Annotated in this window: 24 protein-coding genes; 18 read left to right on the top strand and 6 right to left on the bottom strand. The window is 44.3% G+C overall.

From position 1 onward, the window contains the following. Window positions 1-16 precede the first annotated feature (16 nt). The 10 genes from tsaB to MHN02_RS07770 all read left to right on the top strand — a co-directional run bounded on the left by tsaB (window position 17) and on the right by MHN02_RS07770 (window position 8,748). Window positions 17-733 (top strand): tRNA (adenosine(37)-N6)-threonylcarbamoyltransferase complex dimerization subunit type 1 TsaB, encoded by a 717-nt coding sequence (gene tsaB, locus MHN02_RS07815; protein ID WP_239245404.1) that lies wholly within the window; start codon window positions 17-19, stop codon window positions 731-733. 128 nt (window positions 734-861) lie between these two features. Then, the gene (locus MHN02_RS07810) at window positions 862-1,155 is read left to right on the top strand and encodes a hypothetical protein (protein ID WP_239245401.1); all 294 of its coding nucleotides are present in this window, start codon (window positions 862-864) and stop codon (window positions 1,153-1,155) included. Between the two features lie 341 nt (window positions 1,156-1,496). Further along, window positions 1,497-2,150, top strand: coding sequence for a Slp family lipoprotein (locus MHN02_RS07805; RefSeq protein ID WP_014950007.1), 654 nt, complete (start codon window positions 1,497-1,499; stop codon window positions 2,148-2,150). Window positions 2,151-2,249: 99 nt separating this feature from the next. Further along, window positions 2,250-3,089 carry an alpha/beta hydrolase gene (locus MHN02_RS07800; RefSeq protein ID WP_014976929.1) on the top strand — a complete coding sequence of 280 codons (840 nt, stop codon included), beginning with the start codon at window positions 2,250-2,252 and terminating at the stop codon, window positions 3,087-3,089. 121 nt (window positions 3,090-3,210) lie between these two features. Beyond that, the gene (fadD, locus tag MHN02_RS07795; protein WP_014950005.1) at window positions 3,211-4,863 is read left to right on the top strand and encodes a long-chain-fatty-acid--CoA ligase FadD; all 1,653 of its coding nucleotides are present in this window, start codon (window positions 3,211-3,213) and stop codon (window positions 4,861-4,863) included. A 62-nt stretch (window positions 4,864-4,925) separates the two neighbouring features. Continuing rightward, window positions 4,926-6,083, top strand: a complete 1,158-nt coding sequence (gene rnd, locus MHN02_RS07790) for a ribonuclease D (RefSeq protein WP_239245399.1) — start codon at window positions 4,926-4,928, stop codon at window positions 6,081-6,083. A 120-nt stretch (window positions 6,084-6,203) separates the two neighbouring features. Beyond that, a complete protein-coding gene (locus MHN02_RS07785) occupies window positions 6,204-6,500 on the top strand; it encodes a YcgL domain-containing protein (protein WP_014950003.1) in 297 nt (98 codons plus the stop codon). 6 nt (window positions 6,501-6,506) lie between these two features. Beyond that, the gene (locus MHN02_RS07780; RefSeq protein WP_239245397.1) at window positions 6,507-7,589 is read left to right on the top strand and encodes a lytic murein transglycosylase; all 1,083 of its coding nucleotides are present in this window, start codon (window positions 6,507-6,509) and stop codon (window positions 7,587-7,589) included. Then, window positions 7,589-8,257: a fumarylacetoacetate hydrolase family protein gene (locus MHN02_RS07775; protein WP_014976926.1), complete on the top strand. Its 669-nt coding sequence runs from the start codon at window positions 7,589-7,591 to the stop codon at window positions 8,255-8,257. Before MHN02_RS07780 ends, MHN02_RS07775 begins: the two co-directional genes overlap by 1 nt. Beyond that, complete coding sequence (locus tag MHN02_RS07770; protein WP_014950000.1) at window positions 8,254-8,748, top strand: YcgN family cysteine cluster protein; 495 nt, start codon at window positions 8,254-8,256, stop codon at window positions 8,746-8,748. The genes MHN02_RS07775 and MHN02_RS07770 overlap by 4 nt, the downstream gene beginning before the upstream one ends. Window positions 8,749-8,763: 15 nt before the next feature. Here MHN02_RS07770 and MHN02_RS07765 read toward each other — a convergent pair whose 3' ends face one another. The 3 genes from MHN02_RS07765 to nhaB are packed head-to-tail and all read right to left on the bottom strand — an operon-like array spanning window position 8,764 to window position 11,420. Beyond that, the gene (locus tag MHN02_RS07765; RefSeq protein WP_075177519.1) at window positions 8,764-9,318 is read right to left on the bottom strand and encodes a GNAT family N-acetyltransferase; all 555 of its coding nucleotides are present in this window, start codon (window positions 9,316-9,318) and stop codon (window positions 8,764-8,766) included. Beyond that, window positions 9,315-9,842 carry a disulfide bond formation protein DsbB gene (dsbB, locus tag MHN02_RS07760; protein WP_014976923.1) on the bottom strand — a complete coding sequence of 176 codons (528 nt, stop codon included), beginning with the start codon at window positions 9,840-9,842 and terminating at the stop codon, window positions 9,315-9,317. The genes MHN02_RS07765 and dsbB overlap by 4 nt, the downstream gene beginning before the upstream one ends. 3 nt (window positions 9,843-9,845) lie before the next feature. Next, window positions 9,846-11,420: a sodium/proton antiporter NhaB gene (gene nhaB, locus MHN02_RS07755; RefSeq protein WP_014949997.1), complete on the bottom strand. Its 1,575-nt coding sequence runs from the start codon at window positions 11,418-11,420 to the stop codon at window positions 9,846-9,848. Between the two features lie 430 nt (window positions 11,421-11,850). Between nhaB and fadR the strand changes: the two genes are divergently transcribed. The 4 genes from fadR to MHN02_RS07735 all read left to right on the top strand — a co-directional run bounded on the left by fadR (window position 11,851) and on the right by MHN02_RS07735 (window position 16,561). After that, window positions 11,851-12,561 (top strand): fatty acid metabolism transcriptional regulator FadR, encoded by a 711-nt coding sequence (fadR, locus tag MHN02_RS07750; protein WP_014949996.1) that lies wholly within the window; start codon window positions 11,851-11,853, stop codon window positions 12,559-12,561. 354 nt (window positions 12,562-12,915) lie between these two features. After that, window positions 12,916-15,093 (top strand): S9 family peptidase, encoded by a 2,178-nt coding sequence (locus MHN02_RS07745; protein WP_239245394.1) that lies wholly within the window; start codon window positions 12,916-12,918, stop codon window positions 15,091-15,093. A 175-nt stretch (window positions 15,094-15,268) separates the two neighbouring features. After that, complete coding sequence (locus tag MHN02_RS07740; RefSeq protein ID WP_014949994.1) at window positions 15,269-15,628, top strand: phasin family protein; 360 nt, start codon at window positions 15,269-15,271, stop codon at window positions 15,626-15,628. Window positions 15,629-15,811: 183 nt separating this feature from the next. After that, window positions 15,812-16,561, top strand: coding sequence for a hypothetical protein (locus tag MHN02_RS07735; protein WP_239245391.1), 750 nt, complete (start codon window positions 15,812-15,814; stop codon window positions 16,559-16,561). Between the two features lie 228 nt (window positions 16,562-16,789). On the opposite strand, the gene MHN02_RS07730 is transcribed toward MHN02_RS07735, so the two are convergent. Together MHN02_RS07730 and MHN02_RS07725 are read right to left on the bottom strand one after the other, a co-directional pair. Further along, on the bottom strand, window positions 16,790-18,223 hold the full coding sequence (locus MHN02_RS07730) for a hypothetical protein (protein WP_171337696.1): 1,434 nt from the start codon (window positions 18,221-18,223) through the stop codon (window positions 16,790-16,792). Between the two features lie 78 nt (window positions 18,224-18,301). Then, window positions 18,302-19,762 (bottom strand): DUF3336 domain-containing protein, encoded by a 1,461-nt coding sequence (locus tag MHN02_RS07725; protein ID WP_239245388.1) that lies wholly within the window; start codon window positions 19,760-19,762, stop codon window positions 18,302-18,304. A 414-nt stretch (window positions 19,763-20,176) separates the two neighbouring features. On the opposite strand from MHN02_RS07725, the gene MHN02_RS07720 reads away from it, so the two are divergent. From MHN02_RS07720 to MHN02_RS07710, 3 genes are read left to right on the top strand one after another with little or no spacing between them, the layout of a single operon-like run. Beyond that, window positions 20,177-21,385, top strand: coding sequence for a DUF445 family protein (locus MHN02_RS07720; protein ID WP_014976916.1), 1,209 nt, complete (start codon window positions 20,177-20,179; stop codon window positions 21,383-21,385). Between the two features lie 57 nt (window positions 21,386-21,442). Then, a complete protein-coding gene (locus tag MHN02_RS07715) occupies window positions 21,443-22,108 on the top strand; it encodes a TetR/AcrR family transcriptional regulator (RefSeq protein WP_239245385.1) in 666 nt (221 codons plus the stop codon). A 10-nt stretch (window positions 22,109-22,118) separates the two neighbouring features. Further along, window positions 22,119-23,558: a wax ester/triacylglycerol synthase domain-containing protein gene (locus MHN02_RS07710; RefSeq protein WP_039225237.1), complete on the top strand. Its 1,440-nt coding sequence runs from the start codon at window positions 22,119-22,121 to the stop codon at window positions 23,556-23,558. 28 nt (window positions 23,559-23,586) lie between these two features. On the opposite strand, the gene MHN02_RS07705 is transcribed toward MHN02_RS07710, so the two are convergent. Next, window positions 23,587-24,312: a DUF1439 domain-containing protein gene (locus tag MHN02_RS07705; RefSeq protein WP_239245382.1), complete on the bottom strand. Its 726-nt coding sequence runs from the start codon at window positions 24,310-24,312 to the stop codon at window positions 23,587-23,589. 214 nt (window positions 24,313-24,526) lie between these two features. Here MHN02_RS07705 and MHN02_RS07700 point away from each other — a divergent pair, with 214 nt between their 5' ends. Next, window positions 24,527-26,179 (top strand): choline dehydrogenase, encoded by a 1,653-nt coding sequence (locus tag MHN02_RS07700; RefSeq protein WP_239245380.1) that lies wholly within the window; start codon window positions 24,527-24,529, stop codon window positions 26,177-26,179. Window positions 26,180-26,219 lie beyond the last annotated feature (40 nt).

Raw genomic sequence — 26,219 nt, 5'->3', positions numbered from 1 at the left:
GAAATAAGAGATAAACATGAACATTTTAGCTATAGACACCGCAACCGAAGCTTGTTCGGTTGCGCTTCAATTCAAAGACACCGTCATAACGCGTTTCGAGATATGCCCTCAGCAGCATAGTCAGCGACTTCTTCCCATGGTCGATGAGGTGTTAAAAGAAGCAAAGGTTTCGCTGGGCGACCTAGATTTACTGGCTTTTGGTCGAGGCCCAGGCAGCTTTACCGGTGTTCGCATAGCGACGGGAATGATTCAAGGTTTAGCGTTAGGGACAGGCTTAAAAGTAGCGGGCGTGAGTACGCTTGAAGCTATGGCGTTTGAAGTAGCGTCTAAAACTCAGCATAAAGATGCATTGATTGCCGTCGCGTCTGATGCGCGTATGGGTGAAGTGTACTTCGCGGTTTACTCTCAGTCGCAAAATGGGCTTGTACTTTGCACTGAAGAGCAAGTTTGTCCGCCCGAATTGGCTATTGAACAGCTAAAATTACTTAGAAAAGAAAACGGCGCGACTGTAATTGCAGCTGGCACCGGCTGGTCTGCCTACGAGGAGCTTGATAACTGGAAGTCTGAAGTATGTGGTGAGGTAGCGTCTGACATCACACTTCCAAACGCGCAATACATGCTTAAACTTGCAATAGATGCACATAGTAAAGGCGAAGTATCTGACGCTGTGAATGTAGAACCTGTATATCTGCGCGATAAAGTTACGTGGAAAAAATTACCTGGCAGAGAGTAACGACACGCCGCCAAATATTGGGCGCCCATTACTAACAATAAATAAATCGAGCAACGGGAAAAGAGGAGCGAGTCTTAAGGTTAAAGCTCGCTTCCCAATGGTACGATTCTTGCCTCAGTTAACTTTGTATGATTATCAATAATAATTTCGCCGTACCGTCTTCCGAACCTTCGCAAGGCCGTGTCGCTAAAATTAACAAAGACCCTGAACAGCAAAGTAAAGGGCAAAGCGAATCGTCTGCTAGGGCGATTGTTGTTGCGCCCGACGAACAGGGAACGGATAACGCCAAAGCGTACCAACAATTTATTCGTGAAGATGGCAACACGTATTCTCAAAATGCCATAGCGTCATACACAAGCTTTGAAAAGCAGCAGCAACGCGAGTCTATTCAATCTATGTTCGGCGTGGACATCAACGCGTAGTTCAATTCCAAGCACCATAATTCACACCGTAGATAAATTTAACAAATTGTTAAAACCCGCTGTGTATTTTGAACAAAAGCCTACCGTATATACTCTACAAATTGTTGGTTGGGATGATCTATCTCATTTAAGCGACATAGTGTTTGAACGGCAGTGGTTGTCCATTCGTATAAATGTTAATGTTTGGTTGTTGGTATTCGGTTTTTCTTTTTCTCATAAAGAGATACATGAAAGTAGAGGCGGGTTGTAATCGAAATTTCACTTTTTTTTAAACAACCCAGTGCTTGTAGACTGACTTTTATTCAAACGCAGCATTTTCTAGGATTTATAGGAGCTCGTCGATGTCTCGGTATTTAGTTTTACTTACAGTCTTTTTATTTGCGGGCTGCACAATAGTCCCAGATAGCATAGAAGTGCCTGAAGGAACGCAGCTAGTTAGCTATTCGAAAGCGGTCACGTCGGGGGCGAACGCGCAAGGCCAAAAGGCCAGATGGGGAGGAATGATTGTTGGTGTTGAAAATAAGCCCAACAAAACGTTCATTGAACTCGCTCATTTTCCGCTAAATCATTATGGCAAGCCTTCAACAAATGGAGAGACGTCGGGTCGATTCAAAGTACAAATTGATGGCTTCGTCGACCCAATTGTTTTTGAAGAAGGGCGTGCGGCAACGTTTCTAGGTACAGTTACCGCTCCAACTGCGGGCATGGTGGGTGAGCAGCCCTACATTTATCCGACGATCATTGCCGATGACTACCACATGTGGAGGAAGCAAGAGGTTTATGATGTAAATACTTACTTCTTCAATTACCACACAGGTTGGTATTCACCTTTTTATCGCTTCAATGGCCCTTGGATGTATCCGCATTTTAATCGAACGCGCGTAATTCGTTACGAAAATGCGCCGAGCAAGGCCACGCTTCCTTCTAAATCTAAGTCTACACGAAGCAAGACAAAGGCAACGATACAGCCCGCAAGGCAGGATAAAGCGAAGTAAAAATCTCATCATGGAGGCGGCATAATATTGCCGCCTTTTTTTTATTTTTAGGACGGTCATGGAAAGCGCGCGGCGATTTATTGCCGCAAAGGATGAAAGATGATTGAAACAGAATTTAACATTGGGGCATTACATTTAGCTGCGTTAGATAATCAAGGTGCCGGCAAAGTCGTACTTGGTTTACACGGCTACTTGGATAACGCAGAGAGCTTACGGCTGTTAGCACCCTACCTACAAACTCACCGTTTTATTGCGCTAGACCTAGCTGGTCATGGTCGTTCTGGTCACCGTGCACTAGGCGCACATTACAATCAAGCTGATTACCTGCAAGACCTTTATGCGCTTATAGAATCTCAAGAGTGGGAAGAAGTCATTTTATTAGGACACTCTCTCGGCGGAATACTAGCGAGCCTTTTCGCCGCACTTTTTCCGGAAAAAGTCACTGCTGTAATAAGTATTGATGCTTGTGGGCCGCTTACCGAAACTGAAGAAACAACCGCAGCACAAATGCGTGACGCAATAATGAGTCGTCACGCGAAGTCGCGAAATAAACTGCGAATCGTTGATTTAGACGACGCAGTTAAAGCCAGGTGCAAGGTATCAGATATTCCTGCCGAACACGCGCGTTCTATTTTATCGAGAAATTTGACCCAAGATGCAGGGGGACATTGCTTCTGGTCGAGCGACCCGAAGCTTCGTACAAAATCTACACTAAGACTCACAGAAAAGCAGGCAGAATCGCTAATGCGTGCTATTGTATGCCCAATTCTTTTTATTGGTGCATCTAACAGTTTTAAAAACCTTGAGACTGTTTTCCCCAATCGCAAGGGGTGGTTTTTAAATGCGCAATACGAACAATTAGTAGGCGGCCACCATATTCACATGGAAAATACTGACGATGTAGGGGTATTAATTCGTCATTTTGTTGAGCAATTGTAAATTGTGCCGTTTATTTTTTTTTACACATCCTATACTATTCGCAAGTTATCAGACCAGTTATATAAGTGCAGCTCCCCATGCGCTTATAAAATAGTATAAGAATAAAGTAGAGGAGGTTTTGGTGGAAAAAACCTGGCTTAAGCATTACGACCCTCGCGTTTCCGCAGAAATTGATGCCGATCGTTACGCATCTGTAGTAGACATTTTCGAGCAGTCGGTAAAGAAGTTTAAAAACAAAGAAGCCTTCATTAATATGGGGCATTCAATCACGTTTGAAGAGTTAGATACTTTATCAGCTCAGTTTGCCGCTTATTTGCAAGCAAGCGGACTAAAACGCGGTGATGCTGTGGCAATTATGATGCCCAACCTTCTTCAATACCCTGTTGCCATGTTTGGTATTCTGCGCGCAGGGATGGTTGTGGTTAATGTAAATCCTCTCTATACAGCTCGTGAGTTAAAGCACCAACTAAATGATGCTAATGCAAAAGCCATCGTTATCGTTGAAAACTTCGCGTGTACTTTAGAAGAAGTCATTGCAGATACTAACCTGCAAGAAGTCTTTTTGACGGCTTTAGGCGATATGCTTCCGGCACCTAAGCGCTGGATCGTGAACGCAGTAGTGAAGTACGTTAAAAAGATGGTGCCTTCGTTTAATCTACCTGAAACGACATCGTTTATGTCTGCGGTTAAAAAAGGGCAATCCCTTGAATATAAACGCCCAGATATTGATAGCGGTGATTTAGCGTTTCTTCAATACACAGGTGGCACAACGGGTGTTTCTAAAGGTGCCATGCTTACTCATCGCAATATGGTAGCGAATTTAGAGCAAGTGTCAGGTATCTTAGAAACAGTGATTGAAGAAGGCGAAGACTTTGTTGTTACCGCGCTTCCGCTTTACCATATCTTTGCGCTACTGGCGAACTGCTTGATGTTCGTTAAATACGGGTGCCGTAACTTGCTTATTACCAACCCACGTGACATGCCGGCTTTTGTAAACGAACTTAGCAAATATCCGTTTACCATTTTACCTGGCGTAAATACATTGTTTAATGGCCTGTTAAATACGCCTGGATTCAGTGAACTTGATTTCAGCAAATTTAAGTTTGGTTTAGGTGGCGGTATGGCTGTTCAGCGCCCTGTTGCAGAAAAGTGGGAAAAGGTCACCGGTACTGTGCTTCTTGAAGGTTATGGGCTAACAGAGTGTTCGCCTGTGGTAGCGGTTAACCCGCCACAGATTGAAGCTTATAAAGGTGCAATCGGTATGCCGGTCCCTTCTACAGACATCAAGCTCCTTGACGACGACGGTAACCCTGTCGAAAAGGGCGAGCCTGGTGAAATGTGGGTGAAAGGCCCTCAGGTAATGAAAGGATATTTGAACCGACCAGAAGCAACAGAAGAAATTCTAAAAGACGGTTGGTTAGCCACAGGTGACATCGCAACGGTAGATGATGAAGGTTACTTCTATATTGTTGACCGTAAAAAGGATATGATCCTAGTTTCAGGCTTTAACGTGTTTCCTAACGAGATTGAAGAAGTGGCTGCAATGCATGAAAACATTGTTGAAGCAGCTGCGGTTGGGGTTCCTCATGAAGTCAGTGGTGAAGTTGTGAAATTATTCGTAGTTCGAAACAGCGACTCACTTACTGAAAAAGACGTTATCGCGCATTGCCGTAATCACTTAACGGGTTACAAAGTGCCTAAGCAAGTTGTTTTCAAAGACGACTTACCAAAAACCAATGTAGGTAAAATACTGCGTCGGGAGCTTCGAGACTAATTTCGTTGAAATAGTTTTGTGAAAGCCGGCGTAAGCCGGCTTTTTTATTACTGTGCAAAAATATGCAATATCAATTAATTACAACATCTGAACAACTCGAAAAAGTGTGCACTGCCGCACAGCGTCAAGAGGCGGTAGCCTTAGACACCGAATTCGTAAGAACGAAAACCCTCACTCCTCATTTAGGCCTTATCCAGCTCTATGATGGCCATCAGCTGGTACTCATTGATCCGCTCGCCATAGACAATATGCAGCCATTTATCGATCTCATGGAGAATACCGAAGTCGTAAAAGTACTGCACTCGTGTTCTGAAGACATTGAGGCGTTCCTTACCGCTTTTGATACCGTACCAACGCCTGTGTTCGACACGCAGCTTGCGGGAAGTATTTTGGACATGGGGCCGTCACTTGGCTATGCAAAGCTTGTAGAGTTGCTGTGTGATATCAGTTTGGACAAAGGGGAGTCGCGAACCGATTGGTTAGCCAGACCACTACGTGAAGCGCAGCTGAGCTACGCAGCGAATGATGTGCTGTATTTACTGCCTTGCTACCAACAGTTAGCCAGTAAAGTACAAGAGGCGGGGAAAGTGCACTGGATTTACCAAGAGATCGCTTTGCTAGTTGATAAAAAGCGCGCTCAAATGCCTGAAGATTTTGCGTACTTAAGCATTAAGAATAACTGGCGATTGAACAGCGAGCAGCTCACCGTATTACAGGCACTAGCGGCATGGCGCTTGAATACCGCACGAAAAAAAGATCTGGCCCTAAACTTTGTGTTCAAAGAAGGGCATTTGTTTGAAGCGGCGCAGCGGCTTATCGATAGTAAATCTGGCCTTTCGCGTGTTAACGGCGTGAATCATCAGTCGGTACGCCGCTACGGCGACACCATCATCACGCTAATTGAAGAGGCAAGAGCAAAGTACGCGCAAACGCCAGAAAAGCTCAGACTTCCGGTTGTGCTGCGGTTAATTGATATCGCCAAGTACAAAAAAACGTTGGCCGAGCTTAAAGTTATCAGCGACCAGATAGCGAAAGACAATGCTGTAAATAGTGACGTTATTGCCTCTAAAAAACAGCTGAATCAACTGTTAAAATGGTACTGGTTTTCGGTTGATGAGACTCGCGTGCAGGGACTAATGCCCGATGTACTGTCGACGTGGAGAGAGCCATTGTTTCGCTCTCACGTAACCCGCTTACTTGGCGACGCTCCGGCCCAATAGTGCTTTAAAAGCAAAATGGGTGAGCAGTATTGGCGAGAGGTGTATGTTCTCTGGCCAATTAAATCTGCATAGTGACCCCAAAAGAACTAAACAAACGAATTAAGAAAGAGTAAAAATTCTATGTTATGCGCAGTTTATAAAACGCGAAAGAAAGACGGCATGTATTTGTACGTGCCAAAGAAAGACCATTTTGAAGACGTGCCGGAGCCGCTTATGGCGAAGTTTGGTCGCCCAGAGCTAGTGACTATCATCGCCCTAGAAAAGCGTGAGAAACTTGGCCTGGTTGACAAGCAAAAGCTTATCGACGAGCTTAATGAAAAAGGCTTTTACCTTCAAATGCCGCCAAAAGAAGATAATTTGCTAGAGCAACACCGTGAATCTCTTGGGCTTTCAAAAACGCCCGATAAGAAGTTTTAAATATCCATGTTATTAAAGACTCTAAACCGCTTATTTAGCCGAATTGCCTTTATAGCTAAGCGCAAAAATCGTAGCTTATTTCCTCAACCGCGCAATATTGCCCTAGTTTTATCGAGTATAACCTTAAGCTTTTCACTGGCGGTTAATGCCGAAAATCAACCAAGTAATGACAGTGAGCTTAGCGAGACGGGCTTCAAAAGCTACGTTGCTCAACTGAAAAAAGAAGCGGCCGAAAAGGGCATAGATAAGACTAAGTTAGATTTGGCGTTTGCTGACATTACTTTTAGGCCCACGGTCGTCAAGTCTGACAAAAGCCAGCCAGAGAAAAAAATAACGTTAGATGACTATCTAGCAACGCGAGTACCCGACTGGAAAGTGAAGCAGGCGGTTGAGCAGTACACTGAACACAAAGTACTGCTTGACGAAATTGCTCAAAAATACGGGGTTCAGGCACGCTTTATTGTTGCGCTGTGGGGTAACGAGTCTAACTTTGGTAAAATTCAGGGTAACTTTAGTGTGCTGTCTGCACTGGCATCTTTGGCGTATGAAGGGCGACGAGAAAAGCTGTTTAAAGACAACTTTTTTGCGGCACTTCAGATTCTAGATGAAGGGCATATCTCTGTAGAGGCGCTTAAAGGCTCTTGGGCCGGTGCGATGGGACAAACACAGTTTATGCCCATATCCTTTCTAAATTACGCAGTGGACTACGACGGCGACGGCAGAAAGGATATTTGGGGGACCAAGGCAGACGTATTTGCGTCAATCGCCAACTATCTATCATCTGAAGGTTGGGATAGTGAAGGGACGTGGGGACGCCAAGTAATACTAACCAAACCAGTACCTTTTTCAGGGTTAGCGAAATCTAACATGAAGCCGTTGGCCTTTTGGCAGCAGAATGGCGTCAAACGCTACAACGGAAATGAACTCCCCAATGCAGAAATCAGTGCATCGCTTATTATGCCAGATGGTGAGCAAGGCCGAATTTACTTGGTGTATAACAATTTTCACACACTGATGAAGTGGAATCGCTCGTCTTACTTTGGCGTTTCGGTTGGGTATTTATCAGAGCGGATAAAACGAGGTTACTAATGGCTTATCGTCACATCGATTCTCAAGGCAATGAAATATCACTACCCGTTAGTAAAGTAGTGTGTATAGGTAGAAATTACCTCGACCACATTCAAGAAATGAATTCTACCGTATCTGAAGCACCCTTGCTGTTTATGAAGCCAAAGGCTGCCTTATGTTATATGCAGAAGCCTATTGCCATTCCTACCGACAAAGGCGAGTGTCACAACGAGCTTGAAGTCGCTGTGCTGCTAAAATCATCATTGAAGAATGCGAGTGTAGATGACGTAAAAGCCGCGATATGGGGTATTGGACTTGGTCTCGATTTAACCCTTCGCGAGGTTCAAGCCGAGCTTAAGAAGCAAGGCCAGCCTTGGGAAAGAGCGAAGTCTTTTGACAACAGTGCACCGCTGTCAGGCTTTGTGCCGTTAAGTGAAATAGAAAACTTGGAAGACCTGCGTTTTACCTTAACCATAAACGGGGTGGTTAGACAGCAGGGACATACCGAGCTGATGCTGCACAAAATCATCCCACTTATCGCCCATATGTCATCTATATTTACGTTAGACAGTGGTGACGTGATTCTTACAGGCACGCCCAAAGGGGTAGGTAAGCTTTGTTCGCAAGATACGATTGTTGCAACGCTAGACAATCATTTAACCGTGGAAACTGAGGTAATAGCAGAATGACGGCAGCGTTTTGGGAAACCAAATCTTTAGAGGAGATGACCCAAAAGGAATGGGAATCACTTTGTGATGGATGTGGTAAATGTTGTCTGCAAAAATTTATCGATGATGACGCGGTAGAAGAATACGAAGTGACCGACCACATTAACGATAATGAGAAGATTCACTATACCAATATTGTGTGTACGTATTTGAACACAAAAAAATGTGAATGTACCCAATATGAAAGGCGCACAGAGCTGGTGCCTGATTGCGTGAAGCTGACAAAAGAGAATCTGAAGGATATCTTTTTTATGCCAAATAGCTGCACCTATCGTCGCCTTTATGAGGGAAGGGGCATACCGTCGTGGCACCCATTGTTAAACAAGGGGAAGAAACACGTGATGCACGCAAAGGGCATGTCGGTACGCAACAAGACTGTTTTTGAAACCGATGTGGATTTAAATAACTTTGAAGACTATATAGCCATTTGGCCTTTAGAAGACTTAGATTAACGCGCAGAACGCGCGTTAATTGCCATTAACAATCGCATAAAGCAACGCATCGCGCCCGAATACGCGTTTGCGACAAAGCCCTTCTTTTGTACCACCAATTCGCTCTGCTACACGTATACTTGCCTTGTTGTTAGGCTCTATAAAGCATTCCAATCTATGCAAATTCATTTGAGAGAACGCAAGCTTCTTCAAGGCTTCACAAATCGCGGTAGCTAAACCTTTTCCGCACGCATCTGGTCTGAGCCAGTAGCCAAGATTAGCGGTAAGGTGCGTGTGGTGAATATGATTGATAATGCCCATACCTAAGCACTTTTCGTCGTGCATTAGCAAGTAGGTAAGTCCATAGCCTGTATCTCGTGCTTTTTCCATGTTGGCGATGCACTGCTTGGAGAGTGCAGGCGTAACAGGGCAAACCGCTGAACCAAACCAAGGTTTTACGTGATGGATAGACTGTTGCCCAGCCTCACAAAGCGCATAGCAGTGTTTCTCCGCAATGCGCTGAATGGAAATGGGGCCTTGCTCAGTATGTATTGGAGGTAGGCGTGACGGTAGAATGGATAAGTCGATCAAAAGGGTTTCTTATCCAATAATCGACATGCAAACACAATAGCGAATACAGCAAAGTAGGCAGCAAAAATAATCTGCATCCACTCAGCCATTCCCATAGACAAAAACTGCCATGAATCTTCTAAACAGTCACCTTCAGCAGCAAATACAGCGGGTAGCCACTCGTGAAGTTGTAACCACGAAGGGAAGTTTGGCACAATTTCGCAGCTGGCAAAAAATGGGTTCGCAGCATTGAGAATGCCAACGTGTTCTTTGGCAATTAAGAAGCCCCATCCTGCAGATACAGCCCAACCAGCGAAACCAAGCATGCGTGTAAAGCCATTGTTTTTAATAACGACAATAAGTGCTGACAACACAATACCGTACATGGCGGTTCGTTGATAAATGCACATAATGCACGGCTTTAAACCCATGCCATACTGAAAGTAAAGCGCAGCAATTTCTAATGCCAATGACGTGGCGAAAAGCACAAGCCATGAAGACTTGTGCTCTGCCCATTGGCTAATGCTGTGAATGATTCCGCGCATAGACTAGTGACCTACCGCTTGAGCACCCGCTTCAGCAGCGGTGTGGTGTTCAATGAGGTGCATGTCGTAAAGCACCTGAGTAGCATCAGCAAGTCCAATGTAAGTTGCTAACAAACCAACGATGGTCAGCACGATGGTATATGGCAATGCCATCATAACCATACGGCCGTACGACAAACGAAGCAGTGGCGCGATGGCTGAGGTCAGCAAGAATAGGAAAGCAGCTTGACCGTTTGGTGTTGCCACGCTTGGTAAGTTGGTTCCCGTATTGATTGCTACAGCAAGCATATCGTACTGGTCACGTGTGATTTGACCGGCCTGTAGAGCAGCTGTTACTTCAGTGATATAAACAGAGCCCACAAACACGTTGTCACTCACCATCGAAAGCACACCGTTAGCAAGATAGAACATAACCATTTGCGTTTCGCCTTCAAACGACAGTACCCAATGGATTACCGGCTGGAAAAGGCCTTGGTCAATGATAACGGCTACTACACCAAAGAATACGCAAAGTAATGCGGTAAATGGCAGTGCTTCCTCGAATGCTTTTCCAAGTGCGTGTTCTTCGATAACACCGCTCATAGAAGTAGCAAGTACAATAACTGACAGACCAATAAGACCCACTGACGCCATGTGCGTAGCAAGACCAATGATTAACCAAACACCTATTAGTGCTTGTACTACCAGCTTAGCGGTTTCACGCTTACTGCGGCCCTTGTCCATATGGTCGTTATAGTCGACCAAAATCTGTCTTACCGCAGCAGGTAATTTTGCGCCGTATGAAAACATACCGGTTTTTTCCAGAATTACGGTGGTAAGTAGTCCAAATACGAATACTGGGATAGTAACAGGTGCCATACGGATGAAAAATTCAACGAAGTCCCAGCCAGCCTTGTCTGCAATAATCAGGTTCTGTGGTTCGCCTACCATGGTCATAACACCACCAAGGGCAGTACCTACGGCTGAGTGCATCATAAGGTTGCGTAGGAAAGCTCTGAAGTCTTCTAAGTCGTGGCTTCCCAGCTCGTCGTCGCTTGTGTGGTCGTGATCAGAATGAAACTCCTTGCCCGACGCCACTTTGTGATAGATAGAGTAAAAGCCTAGACCGACGCTGATAATTACAGCAACTACCGTTAATGCATCGAGAAACGCCGATAGAAATGCAGATGCAAAAATAAACGATAGGGATAAAATTAACTTGTTGCGAACCTTAATCACTAATTTGGTGAACAAGTACATAAGCAGGTCTTTCATGAAGTAAATGCCCGCTACCATGAATACCAGTAGCAATAGCACTTCTAAGTTAACTTCAATCTCATGCATCATATGGCCAGGCGATGTCATGCCTATAAACATCGCTTCGATGAGCAACAGGCCGCCTGGTTGAAGCGGGTAACATTTCAATGCCATCGCTAAGGTAAAGATGAATTGGATTACAAGCGTCCAGCCAGCTACATATGGGTCCACCATAAAGATGAAGGGATTAACAATGAGAAAGGCAATAATGGTTTTTTTATACCAGTCGGGCGCATGTCCCAGGAAATTCTTATAGATCGCCGCGATCATTGAGGTTTGCATGAGTTCCTGTTCCTTTTACAACAAAGCACGCATTTTTGCGCATCTTTATACTGTGTAGTTCCGGTTATTGCATACATAAACTGCTGGCGAGATGCGATTTATTTCGCCTTACCGCGGTTTTGCTGCTGTCATTATAGTCGGAAATTAAGCGTACATGATATTAACGTCTTGAGAAAGCAATTCACAGACCCCACCATGTGAAAGTCACTGAATATTTATCACTTTTTTTATGATAGTTATCATTGAATTTGAAAATACGTAATATTTCGAACATAAAATGTACAAGCAGTGTTTAATGGTGTTTGAAATAACACTTTAATTTTAACAAGTTGTTAAAAGCTTTAGTGGACGAGGCATAATTCATTGTGATAATAAAACAGCATCTGGTACAATCAGTTGCAAAATAACAATAACGTGCAGGCGATTAGTTATGATTTATAAGGCACAGAGTCCAGCTGGATTCGCCGAAGAATATATTGTTGAATCTATTTGGAGTGGAAGATTTCCACCTGGCACCATTTTGCCTGCAGAAAGAGAGCTTTCTGAGTTAATTGGTGTAACACGTACTACACTGCGTGAAGTACTTCAGCGTCTAGCTCGTGATGGTTGGTTAACAATTCAACACGGCAAGCCGACCAAGGTTAACAATTTCTGGGAAACGTGTGGGTTAAACATTTTAGAAACTCTCGCTCGTTTAGACCAAGAAGGGATCCCTGAACTGGTTGATAATTTATTAGCAGCGCGCACTAATTTAAGTGCGGTTTTCATTCGAGGCGCAATTCGAAACAATCCTCAAGAGTCTGCTGAAATTATTGCCCGTTATAAAAATGTGGAGCAAGAAGGTTTAGCTTTTGCCCAGTTCGACTATCAAATGTCACATGACTTGGCGTTAGCGTCTAACAATAACGTATTTGTTTTGATGATGAACGGTTTTCGTGGTTTGTACTCGCGTATTGGTGGCTATTTCTTCTCGCACCAACAAGCACGCGACGTGGCAAACAAGTATTACGCAGACTTGCTTGATGTTGCTGAGAAAGGCGAATACGACCGTGTCCCTGTAGTAGTTAGAAAGTACGGTATAGAAAGTGGAAAGGTGTGGCTTGCTATTCGTGATGACATGCCTAAGGATTTGGTCGACTAAACACTAGGCTGCCAAAGGCTGTTGGTTTCCATACGACGGCTTTTACAATAAACAACAAAAGCGCCGCATTATTTCTGAATATGCGGCGTTTTTTTATCGCTTTCTACTAACGCTCGTTTGTGAATTTACAGCGATGAAACACAGTTTCACATATCTTGTAACATTTTAACCCTTACTTAGTCTCATTCGCGTTAAGTAACGCTAGACCCTAAATCGTATTTATATATACTCACTTTACTTATAAACTTCGCTTAGTTTAGCTGCTTTCTTAAATCTTCAATGATCAAAAGTCGATTGTCTTCAATCGCTTGGCGGTAAACAAAGCGCCAATAAAAGTGCACAACAGGAATAATAATGAAATATCTATGGATAGCACTTGCCGCAGGTGGCTTGGTAGCAGGCTGTGGCGTCGAAAATAAAACTGAAAATCCTCAACAAGTAGCTGAAAGTGCAGCGCCATCCGTTATGCTAAATACTCAAGTAAGTGCGCCTGTGGCGAAAAAAGTGCCGCATGAAATGACCGCGCATGGTGTCACCCGTAATGACAATTACTATTGGATGCGTGATGACTCCCGCACCGACGAAGAGATATTGTCCCATTTAGAACAAGAAAACAGTTATGTTGAGACTGTTTTGGCTCCTCTTAAGAAAAACCGAGAAGCGCTTTATGAGGAGCTCGTGTCTCGGATTGAGAAGGACGACTCAACCGTTCCCGTTCTCGACAATGGTTACTGGTACTACACCAGCTACTCAGGTGAAAACGAGTATCCTATTTATTTAAGAAAACCTTCACTTGACGCTGAACCGCAAGTATTGCTTGATGCAAACCGAATGTCTGAAGGGCATGATTATTTCAGTATTGGCAGTTATGCGGTGAGCAGCAACAACAAGTTGCTTGCGTATTCTGAAGATACGCTTAGCCGACGCATCTACACTGTGTATGTCAAAAGCCTAGAGAGTGAAGAAAAGCTTGATGACGTATTAGAAGGTACATCTGGAAGTGTAGTTTGGGCGAACGACAATACCCACCTCTTTTACGTGAAGAAAGACCCGCAGACTCTTTTAGGATACCAAGTCTATCGCCATAAATTGGGCACGTCTCAAAGCGAAGATGTTTTAGTTTATGAAGAGAGCGACCCTACCTTTTATACCTATATCAGTAAAAGTAAAGACGATAGTCTCATATACATTCACCATGACAACACCGAAAAAACAGGCGTGACTCTGATTGATGCGAATAACCCAACGTCTCAAACAAAAGTATTCTTGCCCATTGAAGACGGACAAGAATACAGTGTAGCAAAAGCGAGTGACGGTTATTTCGTATTGACCAATATTGGCGCGAAGAATTTTAGAGTGATGAAAGCACCATTAGACGCCACTAACGATGTGTCGAAATGGCAAGAAGTGATTGCACATCGTCCAGACGTTTTCCTTCAAAGTATTGAAGTAATGAACAACCACTTAGTGGTTAAAGAAAAAGAAAACGGGATGCTGCGCTTGGTCGTTCACAATCTGACGACAAACGAAGAGAAAGTTATTCCAACTCAAGATCCAATTTACGGTGCGTATTTTAATGCAAACCCTGAAATGGATACCAATAAGCTTAGAATTTATTACAGCTCGTTGACCACGCCTGGTTCTATCATTGATATAAACTTAGATACCCTTGAAAGCGAGGTGATGAAACAAACCCGTGTATCTGACACTTTTGACTCCTCTCTCTATGCCTCTGAGCGCGTGATGATTGAAGCGAGAGACGGTACGTCGGTTCCCGTTTCGTTAGTTTATCGCAAAGATAAGTTTAAGAAAGATGGTACCAATCCATTATATCAATACGCCTATGGCTCATATGGTTCGACTGTAGACCCAACGTTTAGAAGCAGCTGGTTGTCTTTGATAGACAGAGGTTTTGTTGTCGCGATCGCACACATTCGCGGAGGTCAAATGTTGGGTCGCGAGTGGTATGAAGACGGCAAAATGCATCAGAAAATAAATACCTTTACTGACTTTATTGACGTTTCAAAAGGACTTGTGGCAAAGCAGTACGTAGACAAAGACCGCGTCTTTGCTATGGGCGGCAGCGCGGGTGGCTTATTAATGGGCGCAATCGTAAATATGGCACCTGAACTCTATCAAGGTGTGAGCGCGCACGTTCCATTTGTTGATGTAGTGACCACGATGAGCGATGCGTCTATTCCGCTGACTACCGGCGAATATACCGAGTGGGGTAACCCAGCCAACAAAGCTGAGTTCGACTATATGCTTTCCTACTCGCCTTACGATCAGATTGAAGCAAAAGACTATCCACATATGTTGGTTACAACCGGACTACACGACTCACAAGTGCAGTACTTTGAGCCAATGAAGTGGGTGGCGAAGCTAAGAGAATACAAAACAGACGATAATTTACTGCTTTTCAAAACCGACATGGAAGCGGGTCACGGTGGAGCTTCAGGACGTTTCAAACGATTCGAGTCTACCGCGCTTGAATATGCGTTCGTATTGCATCTCGCAGGTGTTCCACTCTAACTCTACACCCACCTTTTTAAAACCAGTCTCCTCTGGTATTTCGCCCGAACAAGTTAGCGCTTTTTCGGGCATTTTTATTTTTTTGTGTTTTTAGTATGCGGATTCTAATTGTTAATCGTAAAGTAAAGCCATGGTGTTGAAATACACTCTCATTTAGCATTCATAGGAGCTGAACATGACTACTACTGACACAATTAAAGGTAAAATCAACGAAGCCGAAGAAATGGCACGTAAAATTTGGTTAGCAGGCTTAGGCGCTTATGGCAAGAGCGTTGAAGAAGCGCAGGGGCGTTACGAGAAGCTAAGCGAAGAAGCGAACAAAATGTTTGACGAGCTAGTGACAAAGGGCGAAACGCTAGAAGAAGACGCAAAAAGTAAGTTCAAATCTACGACTAACGATGTTGAAAATCGCGTTGCAGACGTGCGCAAGAAGCTTGGCCTTGATTCAGAGCCAGCTGATCAGCGCATCGAAGAGCTTTCAGCAAAAATCGATGCCTTGACTGAAGCGGTTGCAAAGCTAGCTGCCAGCAAGTAAAACGGTTTTCCTTCCGGGCACCATTTTGTGGTGCCCTCCATGCAGTTTTCATAAGCTTTTCAGTGCTGAAAGCGCGTTTTAAAAGCTGCAATTGAGTGACAGCGAAGCATTTTTACAAAGTTCAATGACTGTAGAAACCGTTTTATGCTGTCATGCTTAGTAAATCTCCGTATTGGAGGCGTTATGAGCAACAAAAAAATTCCATCTACAGAATCTGTGTCGACAGTCGATCAAGATTCATCAGTACTTAACGGTACTGCTACTTCACCTCTTAAATCGTCACCTCTATTTGGTTGGCTTTACGCTGGCTCAGATTTGTTATCGGCGAAATTAGACCACGCTGCAGGCGTTGTTAGTCAGAAAATTGATGACACGCAAGAAACCATAAATTCGATGCAGGCGAAAGGGCTTGAAGTTGAAAGCGAGTTAAGACGAACACTTAATCCCTTTGCCTTGGTTGATGCTGCTCAGAAATTAGTGGCGTCAACGCCGCTTTTTTCTGCATTCTCAGGCGGGCAGAAGCGCCAGCAAAAAGAGCAGCAGCTTGAACTATTAAGCGCAAAAGTTGACTTGCTTGTAGAGCAGGTAGCCCTTTTAGCAGCAAAAGAGGCTGCTAAAAAAGCCGAGGCTAAAAGCGCTGCTAGCAAGACTGCAGCGCCCAAGAATACCTCACCAAAGTCTACGCAAGCAACGAGGAGTACATCGACAAAGTCGTCTTCGACTGCTTCTTCAACTTCTCGTGCTCGCAAAGCCAGTACAACCAAATCGGCAGCTGCATCATCAAGTACGACTAAAAAAGCTTCTGCGGGAACAACTAATAAGCGTACTGCGGCCAAATCGACAACTACTAAGAGTGCGGCACAAAAGAAAGCGGCTAGTGCAGAAGCAACGTCGACTAAGAGCGCGACTGATACAACCAAGAACGACGAATAAAAGCACTTCCTAAAGATAAACCTCGCTTTTGGCATGAGCGCCAATTAACTACATACGTGGTTAATTGGCGCAGCTTCGTCCAGAAACGCTTTAAATAGACATAGTGATAGCTGTAGCTAAGTTTAGTTTTACATTTTCTTGAGAGGTGTTTTGTAGAAGTTGTACTATGAGCTTTTATTGAAGTGAAACTTCAATTTTTCTATCACAAACTTCACGTAACTAAGCCCACTATTTATTTTTCGCCCACAAATTCTGATGCTTTTTAAAACCGAAGAAGTCATAGGGTTCCCAGAAACTCGGTACTAAATCGTCAAGTGCGTCCGGAGTGAAGTTGCTCGACAATTGACTCATAATTTCACTTAGTCTGTCTTTCCCTACGCGCATGAGTTTCTTGCGGTTGGCTGGGAAATAAAGGTTTCTTCCTTTGGGAATGATTTCTTGCGTACCGCTGGTAATGTACTTCTGATTTCTTGTTACCACTTTACATAAAGGCTCAGCTGGATTTGCAGGGTTGAGGCCAATCACTATTGCACATTCGTACTGGTCCTTTTCATGACCTTTCTCATTCATCGGTATGTAGGTAATGCCGAACCCTTGTGGGAAATACCCCACAAGCTCAACAAAATCCTGCGCTAACTGCTTATTTAAGCCGCCTTTTTTCGCTAATTGTTCAATGAGCATGTAGCCTTTAGGCAAGCTCATTCGTGAGTAGTCAGACTTAGTTGAAAGCACAATCGAAACATAAATTTGAGGGATCTTTACAATTTCTCCCAGCCCCGTTTTCGACACAAATGCATCTTTTACCAGCTGCTGCAAAAATTCATTGGCTTCTTTGTGAGTTTGAACAAAGCGATCCCTTTCTTCTTTGATGTTTCCTACATACTTAGGTAGGCCTAACCCCTCAGATAAGTACTTTAAAGTGAAGTGATAGTTTAGCTTCAGAAGATCCTTTCGCTGCGACTCTTCCAGCAAACGAAATTCGTCTAGATCGGCATTTTCCCCTTTCAATATGGTGAGTGCGGCAGGGCTTTGCAGGCCAATATCTTGAAGTAAGGCTGCGGTAATTAGCGGTCGTCCAAGCTCAGTTTTCCATTTATCGCGCCAATAGCGGTTCCCACGAAACCGGGATGCAGCTTCGCGATACTTCGAGAGATATTTGTGAGCAATCGTGTCGTGCTCTAAAAGTCTATCGACTAAGCGCAGTGTAAGCACCGCTTTGTAGAGCGGTTTGAAGCGCATGTGCACACGTGCAAAGTTGCCCTCTGGTCCTCGTGTGAGCAGCATAAGTGTACCAAGTAACTTAGCGCTGAGCTGTTGTGTTTCTTGCCAGTTATCGCCCTCACAAAGCTCAATAATTTTGGTGCTTACAGCGTCAAGCCGCTCTATCCTTGCCAGGCGCTCTTCTTCAAGCTTTTCGGTGCTGTTTGTTATTTGCTTGGTCAGTTGCTCAGCAAGCACCTCTTTGTTTTTATTTCCCTCAATTTTCTTTAGCTGAGCTTTCAAGTCTTCAATGTGCTGCTCAAGAGAGGGGGTAAGCGAAAAATAGTGACTCGCATCCTCGAACACCGAACCGTAGCCCGTTTCTTGAGGATAAATCATATTGATTAGTTGTTTTACTTGCTGCGTGTAAATGCTGTCGGGGTTCTGGCTTTGTGCGCTCACCGTTTTCCTTTCAAAAGATGCTGCGAATTGCCATTACTTTGCCATTGGCAATTCAAGACAGGTCAAGCGACGCACACGCTATCTTACTTCGTGCCCAAGCTCTACTGCCTCACGTTTTTTCAATTGGCCTAAATGATACCGTAAATTTTCGCTAATTTTGGTATTTCTTTTAATAACATGAAGTTGCGGCCATGATGCCCGTTCGCCACTGACAATCAACTGATCGATGCTTTCGCGCGTTGGATTAGACAACACCTGCGATAAATTTCTCATTTGGCGCTTGGGTAAAATATTGATGTTACCTACGTATTGCTGATCAATGATAGAACGAACTTTATGAATAGCCAATTTGGCACTTTTATTACCAGTTAACCTTTCAATGATATCAATGGCGAAAATACTGTTAGTTTTCGCTAGTTGGCCAAGATGGCGCGCAGACATGTCCCACAGCGAGTTGGGGTCAATGCGGTTTGCGGAAATGAATGGCACTGCCAACGGGTTTGTTTGGCTCACGATACTGTGATTTACGCCATATAGCCTCGCTAAGCGCTCGAAGGGAAGGTCGGCCATTAATGAGCCATCGGCAAAACGACGGTTGGGAATATAAGGCACAATATCGCCCGAAGGCGTTTTCGCTCTTAACTGTACAGGGCTAAAAATGATGGGAACTGCACAGGATGCACGTACCGCTTGAGTAATAATTGCATTCGGTGAGGTTTTAGCATTTAACAAGCGCGAATGTTGATGGAGGTCGGCAGGGGATACCGTCACAGTAATGTGTCGACCTGTTTTCTTAAAAGCTTCCTCAAAAGTGGTGAGGTCGAAAAGTTCAATCAGCGCATTTTCGAGCACGGAACTATCAAATAGCCCTTTCTTTCCAAGACCGGCAAAGCTTCGCCAGTGTTTAAAAGTCTCGTAAATAAAGTCGGCGCTGAGTGCTTCTAATAATTGGTCGTGAGTTCGTGTACCCAACATGGCTGCGATGATAGAACCAGCACTAGAGCCAGACACTACGGTAGGTAACAAATTCTTTTCGTTTAATGACTTAACCACGCCAGCATGGAAAAAGCCTAAGCCTGCGCCACCTGAAAGCATAAGGCAGCTGCGCCCGAAGGCGTGTGCAGTTTCTTCAAAAAATGACAGTTTCTCGTAAAAGTCTACATCTTGCTCATCGGCGTGATAAATTTGCTCTAGCGCCAATATCACTTCGTCAATAAACTGTTCAATAAGATATTTAGTGCCTATTTTACACTGGGTAAGTAATACGGGGTTGGCAATATTGCCTAAATTGCCGTGTAGCCCCTCGTGCAGAATCGACATAAGCGCATGTAAATCGCCTTTGCCTCTGGCAAGCTGTAGGCGCTGAACCCGTTTGCGAATTAGTTTGTAGTCGTAATCATCGCTAGCGTCTTCGGCTTTCCATTCCTCTGCACCAGACAATGCATCGTGCGCTAAGCACGCGGCCTCATATTCATCATAATTGCCTGCATGCTCGATTTCATGTTCAAGCTTTTTTAACCGCAAGTCGAATACTGCCATGACGAGTACCTATTTTTGATTGATGAGGGCTGTACCTTCTACTCATTGGAAAAAGTACACTGACCCAAAAAACACCAGCAAAACGATAGTTTTCATTTAGAACGCAGTTCTCAAAAATTGCAGGTCTTTAAATGTCCATATAGCGAAGACTCAAAGCACGGGCTTGAGAACAGCGGTTCATACACTATTTTGAGTGTATGGCGTAAATTTAGAATTCACTACCTAATCGTTTGTTGTTGAGAAAACTGATGCACATTAGGTGAATCACACAAGGTCAAACGTTCTAACTTTTAGACTTTCATTTAGCTGTTTTCAATCAACAATTAGCAGTAATTTCACTTTTTACATTGACCATTTCATAAGCACTCAGTAGCCTGAGAGAGAAAATAACAAATTGGACCACATGTTCGTAGTATGGAATGGAACTTTGAAACGCTAAGTCTGCTATCAATTCCTTTAATTAGCGCTATTGTTGGATGGCTAACCAACTATCTGGCGGTAAAAATGATGTTTTACCCCATTGAGTTTGTTGGTATTAAGCCTTTCTTAGGGTGGCAGGGACTCATTCCTGCGAAGCGCCGCCAAATGGCCGAGATTGAGGTTGAGCTAGTGCTAGGCAAACTGCTTAGTGTTGAAGAGTTAGCACAGCGTTTAGATGCAGACGAGCTCACTAAAGCAATTGAGCGGCGTTTAAGTCAAGTTATTCGCAAAGTCGTTAACGATGTAATGGCAGAATCTGCGCCTCAACTTTGGGCTGCGTTGCCTGTACAGGGCAAAAATTTAGTCTATCAACGTATCGAAAACGACATTCCTAATGTTGTTCATAAAATGGTGGACGACTTTCAACACAATGTCTCAGAAATTTTAGATATTAAAGAGCTGGTGGTAGAGCAGCTGGTGAATGCGCCCGAGCTCGTTAATGAAATTTTCTTAACGGCAGGCAGCAAAGAGTTTCCGTTTATTGTGCGTTCCGGCTTCTATTTTGGCTTTTTGTTTGGTTTGCCCACCATGCTACTTTGGTATTTCTACCAAGCATGGTGGATTCTGCCGTTAGGTGGGCTGCTTGTGGGTTATGCCACTAATTGGATTGCTATCAAAATCATATTCGAACCCAAACGCCCAAGAAAACTGGGGCCGATTACTATTCAAGGTATGTTTTTAAAGCGCCAAAAAGAAGTGTCCGAAGTCTATTCAAACATTATTGAAGAAAAGCTTATAACGCCTAAAAACATCACCCATGTAATCTTGCATGGTTCAGGCTCAGCCCAGCTTTTAGAACTCATTGAGCTTCATGTCAACGACGCTATTGAACGCTATGTTGCTATAGCGCAACCGTATTTTGCGTTGGGTGTGGGGTCAGAAAATTACCATAAAATGAAGGCACTAGCGGTGCGTCAGATATTTGATAATTCTGATAAGTATCTGCTTTATGCGTTTGATTACGCTAATAATGCTATGCAGATTGGGCACGATTTAAGTGAGCGCATGCAGGCGTTAAGTGTTGAAGAATTTGAAGGCGTTTTGCGCCCAGCTTATCAACAGGATGAGTGGAAGCTCATCGTAACTGGCGCTATTCTAGGTATGGTAGCTGGTATTGCTCAACTCTATCTGGTGTTTATGTAGCGTGTTTCACGAATAAAAAAATTAACGCACTGGGTTGGCAAAGGATTGAACTAAATTATGAAAACTACGCAGAAAATACTTCTCACCGCGCTAACCTTATTTAACGAGCACGGCGAAAACACTGTTACCAGTGTTGATATCGCCATTGAGCTGGATATTAGTCCGGGGAATCTCTACTACCACTTTAAAGGCAAGGACAGCCTGGTTAACGCGTTGATGAAAATGCATGAAGAGCAGATGCAGAAGATACTAAGCCGAGAAAAGCTTGATACACTTCATCCTGAAGAAATTATGTATTACCTGTATTTGCTTATAGACAGTATCCATGTATTTCGCTTTTTCTACCGTAGCCCGGCTGACTTAGCAGAGAAATATCCCAGTATCGTGCGCCCTAGACAGCACATATTGTCTAGCTTGAATAAACAATTAGCGTTTCTTTTTGAGTCACTATCGAAACGAGACATTCTTATTGCCTCAAAGGCCGACAGGGCACTTATGGTGGATTTAATGTCCTTAATCATCACACAGTCTTGTCAATTTGATGAATTAAACAGCCATATGGATAGTACGATGCAGCGCTATCATGCTTTGTCGCTAATGATGGTAAGCGTATTGCCAAGGTTGGCACTGTCCGATGAACAAAAACAGCAGTTAGAACAGATGCTCGACTCTCATGACTTTATGAGAGATGCCTCAACCCCGTCACCCCTCGACTTCGCGTAAAGGAATAGTAATGGCAAAAACGCTCAGTTTCTTAGATAAGTCATTTTGGATAACCGAATCAGACGAGAATCCAAAACACGTAGCTTGCTTGCAGCTACTTGCCATACCTAAAGGGGCAAAAGGTACCGAATATGTCCCTCAATTATTCCAAGAAATAAGAAGCTTTGCCCGTGCTACTTCTCCCTTCAACTGTGCGGTAAAAACGGTATTGGGGTACCCGGTGAGGTTTGCGCCGGTAAAAAAGCTCAACATGGATTATCACGTTCAAATTCATCGTGTGGCTGATGTTACAAACCGCGAAGCACTCGATGCGTTTGTAGCAAGATTACATGCTTCGCGGTTAGATCCCGACAAGCCCCTTTGGCAATACCATTTCATCTTTGATGACAACAGCGAGACGTTTGCTATTTATGCGCGGGTTCATCATATGTATGGCGATGGGGCAACATTAGTGCGCTGGTTCCAAGCGGGATATGTATCAAACTCTCACGAGACTAAGTTCACACCAGTATGGGCAGTAAAACGACTGCGCCATAAGCGCAGAGAGCCTGTGAGCTTTTACAAGCGCTTAGTGGGAGTGGGTTACGCGCTTAAAACCGCGCTTGATTTGCTAATTATCTTTATTCGTATATTCATGAAAGTGCTGCGAGTGAACCCACACTATATGCCTATTCCTTTCACTGGTACGAAAACAGTGCTGACTGGACAAGTGAAAGCGGGAAGGGCTGTGGCTACCATGGACTTAGACTTTAAGCGTGTGAAAGCCCTGGCAAGGCGAACGCGCTCTACGGCAAACGAGGTATTACTATGTGCCTTCGATATTGGCGTACATAAACTGCTGCAAGACCACGGGCAAGTATTTAAAAAAGCCTTGTTCACCAATATGCCAATCAACTTGCGTAAACCCGGCGAGAAAACCACGGGTAATAAGATAGCTATTGTGCCGGTGCAGCTTGCTCACGGCGAAACTGATCCTTATTTACGTTTGCGCCAAATCGTAGTGAATCACCGCATTGTAAAACATGCAGCGCAGCACGCGCGGCCCGCAGCATTTAGCGGCTATACCATTGTGATTCAATCGCTTGCACTGGTCTTTGAGTGGTTAAGGCTATCTAGCGTAGTCAAACCCATTGCCAACATCTTAATCTCCAATGTACCTGGGCCAAAAGATACGCGGTATCTAAAAGATGCAGAGCTTCTGGCTTGTTACCCCATTTCTACCATGACGCCTGGTGGCGGGGTAAATATTACGCTTATGACATATGCAGGCACGGCAAATGTGGGATTAGTGTGCTGCAATAAGAATATTGAATCGCTACAGCCGTTAGCGCGCTACGTCAAAGAGGCGTTCGATATGCTAGAAGCAAGTGTGGACGATCCCAGGTTAAACATCGACGATATTGGTGAACAGGTGGATACCGTCCCTGTTTCTATTGTGTCAGATCACTAGCGTGCATTGTTCCAAACAGTAAGCGTAGTCATTCAATGAGATAGAAGCGCAGTACGTCATCTTCTACACGCACGTTTTGTCCAGCTTTTGAGAACAAAACCTCGCGCCAATGGTCGTTGCGCATGGTATGGCTTAAGTCTTCCTGCTTAATTTGCTTTTTAATGGCGTTGTTAATGAGAGGGATGTGGTAGTCCAACACTGCTTGTTTCGAGCCAGATAAATAGACCTTTAGATAGTCTACAGCCATATCGGATGTGCCGGCGCTAAACAGTGATAACGCTGATTTTAAAGAGCCACCAAGCAAAGAACTAACGCTTTTGGGGAAGAGTCGCGACATCAGAAATTGCGTGTCTTTAATCAACGCGTAATCATCGTTAACTAAGGTGACGCTGTCAGTGGCGACGCCTGTCAAATAGAGTGTACTCATATTTTTGTCGTAATAGGGTGAAGCTGACACGGTAAATACAACATGAGCGCGATAAATAGTCGTGGTGGCAACCACAATATTAAGCGCAGCGAGGCACTGCAGACCAATACGGTTGCTTTCACTATCTAGCGTGATGTTTCCTTCAAGCACGGTAACAGTGCCAGTTCCCATGGGGATATCGAAAGTGAATGAGTAAGGAAAGCTGCCTTTTACGAGGTCATGAAGCTCTGATTTCGTGAAGTCGTCGTGCGTCAGCTTGCCCCATTTCACAAGCCATTGTGCAAGGTAGACTTTACATTTGTCTTTAAACGATAGGTTTTTGGTCAACGTTCATTCTTAGCCTAAATCTACTAGGCGGTGGCTTGTTGTTAGTTTTTTCAGAGTAGGGGCTACTTCGATATAGCACTTAAGTTATCAGGATTATTAGATTTTTTAAATCTTACAATTTAAGTCTTTTCTTGGCGAAGTGTTGTTTGGTAATCTGGTCGTACCACAACGTTTTTTTAACATTTAATAGTCTTGCCCTCAAGGAGTTGGCGAAATGAGCGAAGTACTGAGCAAATACGATTACATTATTGTAGGCGGCGGTTCTGCGGGCGCGGTGCTTGCCACCCGTTTATCAGAAAACCCCGCGTTAGATGTTTTGCTATTAGAGGCTGGCTCAAAGGACACTAATCCGCTTATTCATATCCCGTTTGGGTTGTCTTTACTCAGTAGATTTGAGGGGATTGGCTGGGGTTATCACACAGCACCCCAAAAAGAGATGTATGACAGAGAACTGTTCTGGCCCCGCGGTAAAACCTTGGGCGGCAGCAGTTCGGTTAATGCGATGTGTTATATTCGCGGGCAAAAAGAAGACTACGACCGCTGGGCTAACGAAGAAGGGGCTGAAGGTTGGTCGTTTGATGATGTACTGCCTTATTTCAAACGCTCTGAGAACTTTGAAGAAGGTGCTGATGAATACCACGGCACAGGCGGCCCACTCAATGTTAGCAAGCTTAGGCATACCAGCGTGCTGTCAGACGCATTTGTCAACTCAGCGTCGATTGCAGGCTATCAACAGCTGGACGACTTTAACCGAGACGATAGGGAAGGGTTAGGGTATTACCATGTTACACAGGCCAACGGGCAACGCTGTTCAACGGCGAAGGGGTATTTAACGCAGGCCAAGCATCGCAACAATTTAACTGTACTTACTAGAGTCGCAGCCGAAAAAGTGCTGTTAAAAGAGGGGCGTGCAATTGGCGTTCAGGTACGTGAAAAAGGCGTAGTAAATCGCTATTTTGCTAAAAGCGAAGTTATCCTGTGTGGCGGCGCGATTAATTCACCACAACTTCTGATGCTTTCAGGTATAGGACCCAGAGCAGAGCTAGAAGAAAAGGGGATTTTTGTTCAGCAAGATTTGCCTGGTGTGGGCCAAAACTTACAAGACCATCTTGATGCAATTGTACAATATACTTGTAAAGCGAGAGAGGGCTATGCCGTGGCATTAGGGGCCTTGCCTTCCTACGTAAAAGCCACCGCAGACTATGCGTTTAGGCGCAAAGGTATTTTCTCGTCCAACATAGCCGAAGCAGGTGGCTTTGTTAGCTCAAGCTTAGCGACACAAGGCCCAGACATTCAGTTTCACTTTCTACCGGCAATTTTAAACGACCATGGAAGACAGTTAGCTTTTGGTTACGGTTATGGCCTTCACGTATGCTGTCTATACCCCAAAAGCCGCGGCACTATTTCGCTTCAAAGCAACCATCCTGCTGATCAAGCCCTTATTGACCCCAATTATTTGACTGCAGAGGAAGATCAGCAAGTCATGATTGAAGGTGTGCGCATTGCTCGTAAGCTGCTATCTGCACCAGACTTCGACAAGTTCCAAGGCAGTGAACTATATCCTGGGGTAGAAGCACAAACAGATGAAGAAATATTAGAGTTTTTACGTGAGCGTGCTGAAACTATCTATCACCCAATTGGTACCTGTAAAATGGGCAGTGATGACGATGAGATGGCAGTGGTTGATACCCAATTGCGGGTAAGAGGTATAGCAGGTCTTAGAGTGGTAGATGCTTCTGTGATGCCCAGCCTAATTGGCGGCAATACCAATGCGCCCACCGTCATGATTGCTGAACGTGCTGCTGAGTTTATTAAAGCGACGCACGAAGGCCAGCCAGTATCTATGGCTAAAGCGGAATCGGCGTAACTAAAAAAGTGCTACGAGCGAGTCTTCGTCTCGCTCTGGC

Origin of the sequence: Alteromonas sp. CNT1-28 (assembly GCF_022348345.1) — a bacterium.
Lineage (GTDB): Bacteria > Pseudomonadota > Gammaproteobacteria > Enterobacterales > Alteromonadaceae > Alteromonas > Alteromonas macleodii.
Note: the sequence above shows the minus strand (reverse complement) of the source record. Positions and strands in the feature narration are given on the sequence as shown.

Coding starts and splice junctions, on each gene's coding strand:
- MHN02_RS07770 (WP_014950000.1), top strand. CDS start 8,254: ATGACGGCAGCGTTTTGGGAAACCAAATCTTTAGAGGAGATGACCCAA.
- rnd (WP_239245399.1), top strand. CDS start 4,926: ATGCAATATCAATTAATTACAACATCTGAACAACTCGAAAAAGTGTGC.
- fadR (WP_014949996.1), top strand. CDS start 11,851: ATGATTTATAAGGCACAGAGTCCAGCTGGATTCGCCGAAGAATATATT.
- MHN02_RS07725 (WP_239245388.1), bottom strand. CDS start 19,762: ATGGCAGTATTCGACTTGCGGTTAAAAAAGCTTGAACATGAAATCGAG.
- MHN02_RS07805 (WP_014950007.1), top strand. CDS start 1,497: ATGTCTCGGTATTTAGTTTTACTTACAGTCTTTTTATTTGCGGGCTGC.
- MHN02_RS07710 (WP_039225237.1), top strand. CDS start 22,119: ATGGCAAAAACGCTCAGTTTCTTAGATAAGTCATTTTGGATAACCGAA.
- MHN02_RS07775 (WP_014976926.1), top strand. CDS start 7,589: ATGGCTTATCGTCACATCGATTCTCAAGGCAATGAAATATCACTACCC.
- MHN02_RS07810 (WP_239245401.1), top strand. CDS start 862: ATGATTATCAATAATAATTTCGCCGTACCGTCTTCCGAACCTTCGCAA.
- tsaB (WP_239245404.1), top strand. CDS start 17: ATGAACATTTTAGCTATAGACACCGCAACCGAAGCTTGTTCGGTTGCG.
- MHN02_RS07800 (WP_014976929.1), top strand. CDS start 2,250: ATGATTGAAACAGAATTTAACATTGGGGCATTACATTTAGCTGCGTTA.
- MHN02_RS07780 (WP_239245397.1), top strand. CDS start 6,507: ATGTTATTAAAGACTCTAAACCGCTTATTTAGCCGAATTGCCTTTATA.
- dsbB (WP_014976923.1), bottom strand. CDS start 9,842: ATGCGCGGAATCATTCACAGCATTAGCCAATGGGCAGAGCACAAGTCT.
- MHN02_RS07740 (WP_014949994.1), top strand. CDS start 15,269: ATGACTACTACTGACACAATTAAAGGTAAAATCAACGAAGCCGAAGAA.
- MHN02_RS07715 (WP_239245385.1), top strand. CDS start 21,443: ATGAAAACTACGCAGAAAATACTTCTCACCGCGCTAACCTTATTTAAC.
- MHN02_RS07735 (WP_239245391.1), top strand. CDS start 15,812: ATGAGCAACAAAAAAATTCCATCTACAGAATCTGTGTCGACAGTCGAT.
- MHN02_RS07785 (WP_014950003.1), top strand. CDS start 6,204: ATGTTATGCGCAGTTTATAAAACGCGAAAGAAAGACGGCATGTATTTG.
- nhaB (WP_014949997.1), bottom strand. CDS start 11,420: ATGCAAACCTCAATGATCGCGGCGATCTATAAGAATTTCCTGGGACAT.
- MHN02_RS07720 (WP_014976916.1), top strand. CDS start 20,177: ATGGAATGGAACTTTGAAACGCTAAGTCTGCTATCAATTCCTTTAATT.
- MHN02_RS07745 (WP_239245394.1), top strand. CDS start 12,916: ATGAAATATCTATGGATAGCACTTGCCGCAGGTGGCTTGGTAGCAGGC.
- MHN02_RS07700 (WP_239245380.1), top strand. CDS start 24,527: ATGAGCGAAGTACTGAGCAAATACGATTACATTATTGTAGGCGGCGGT.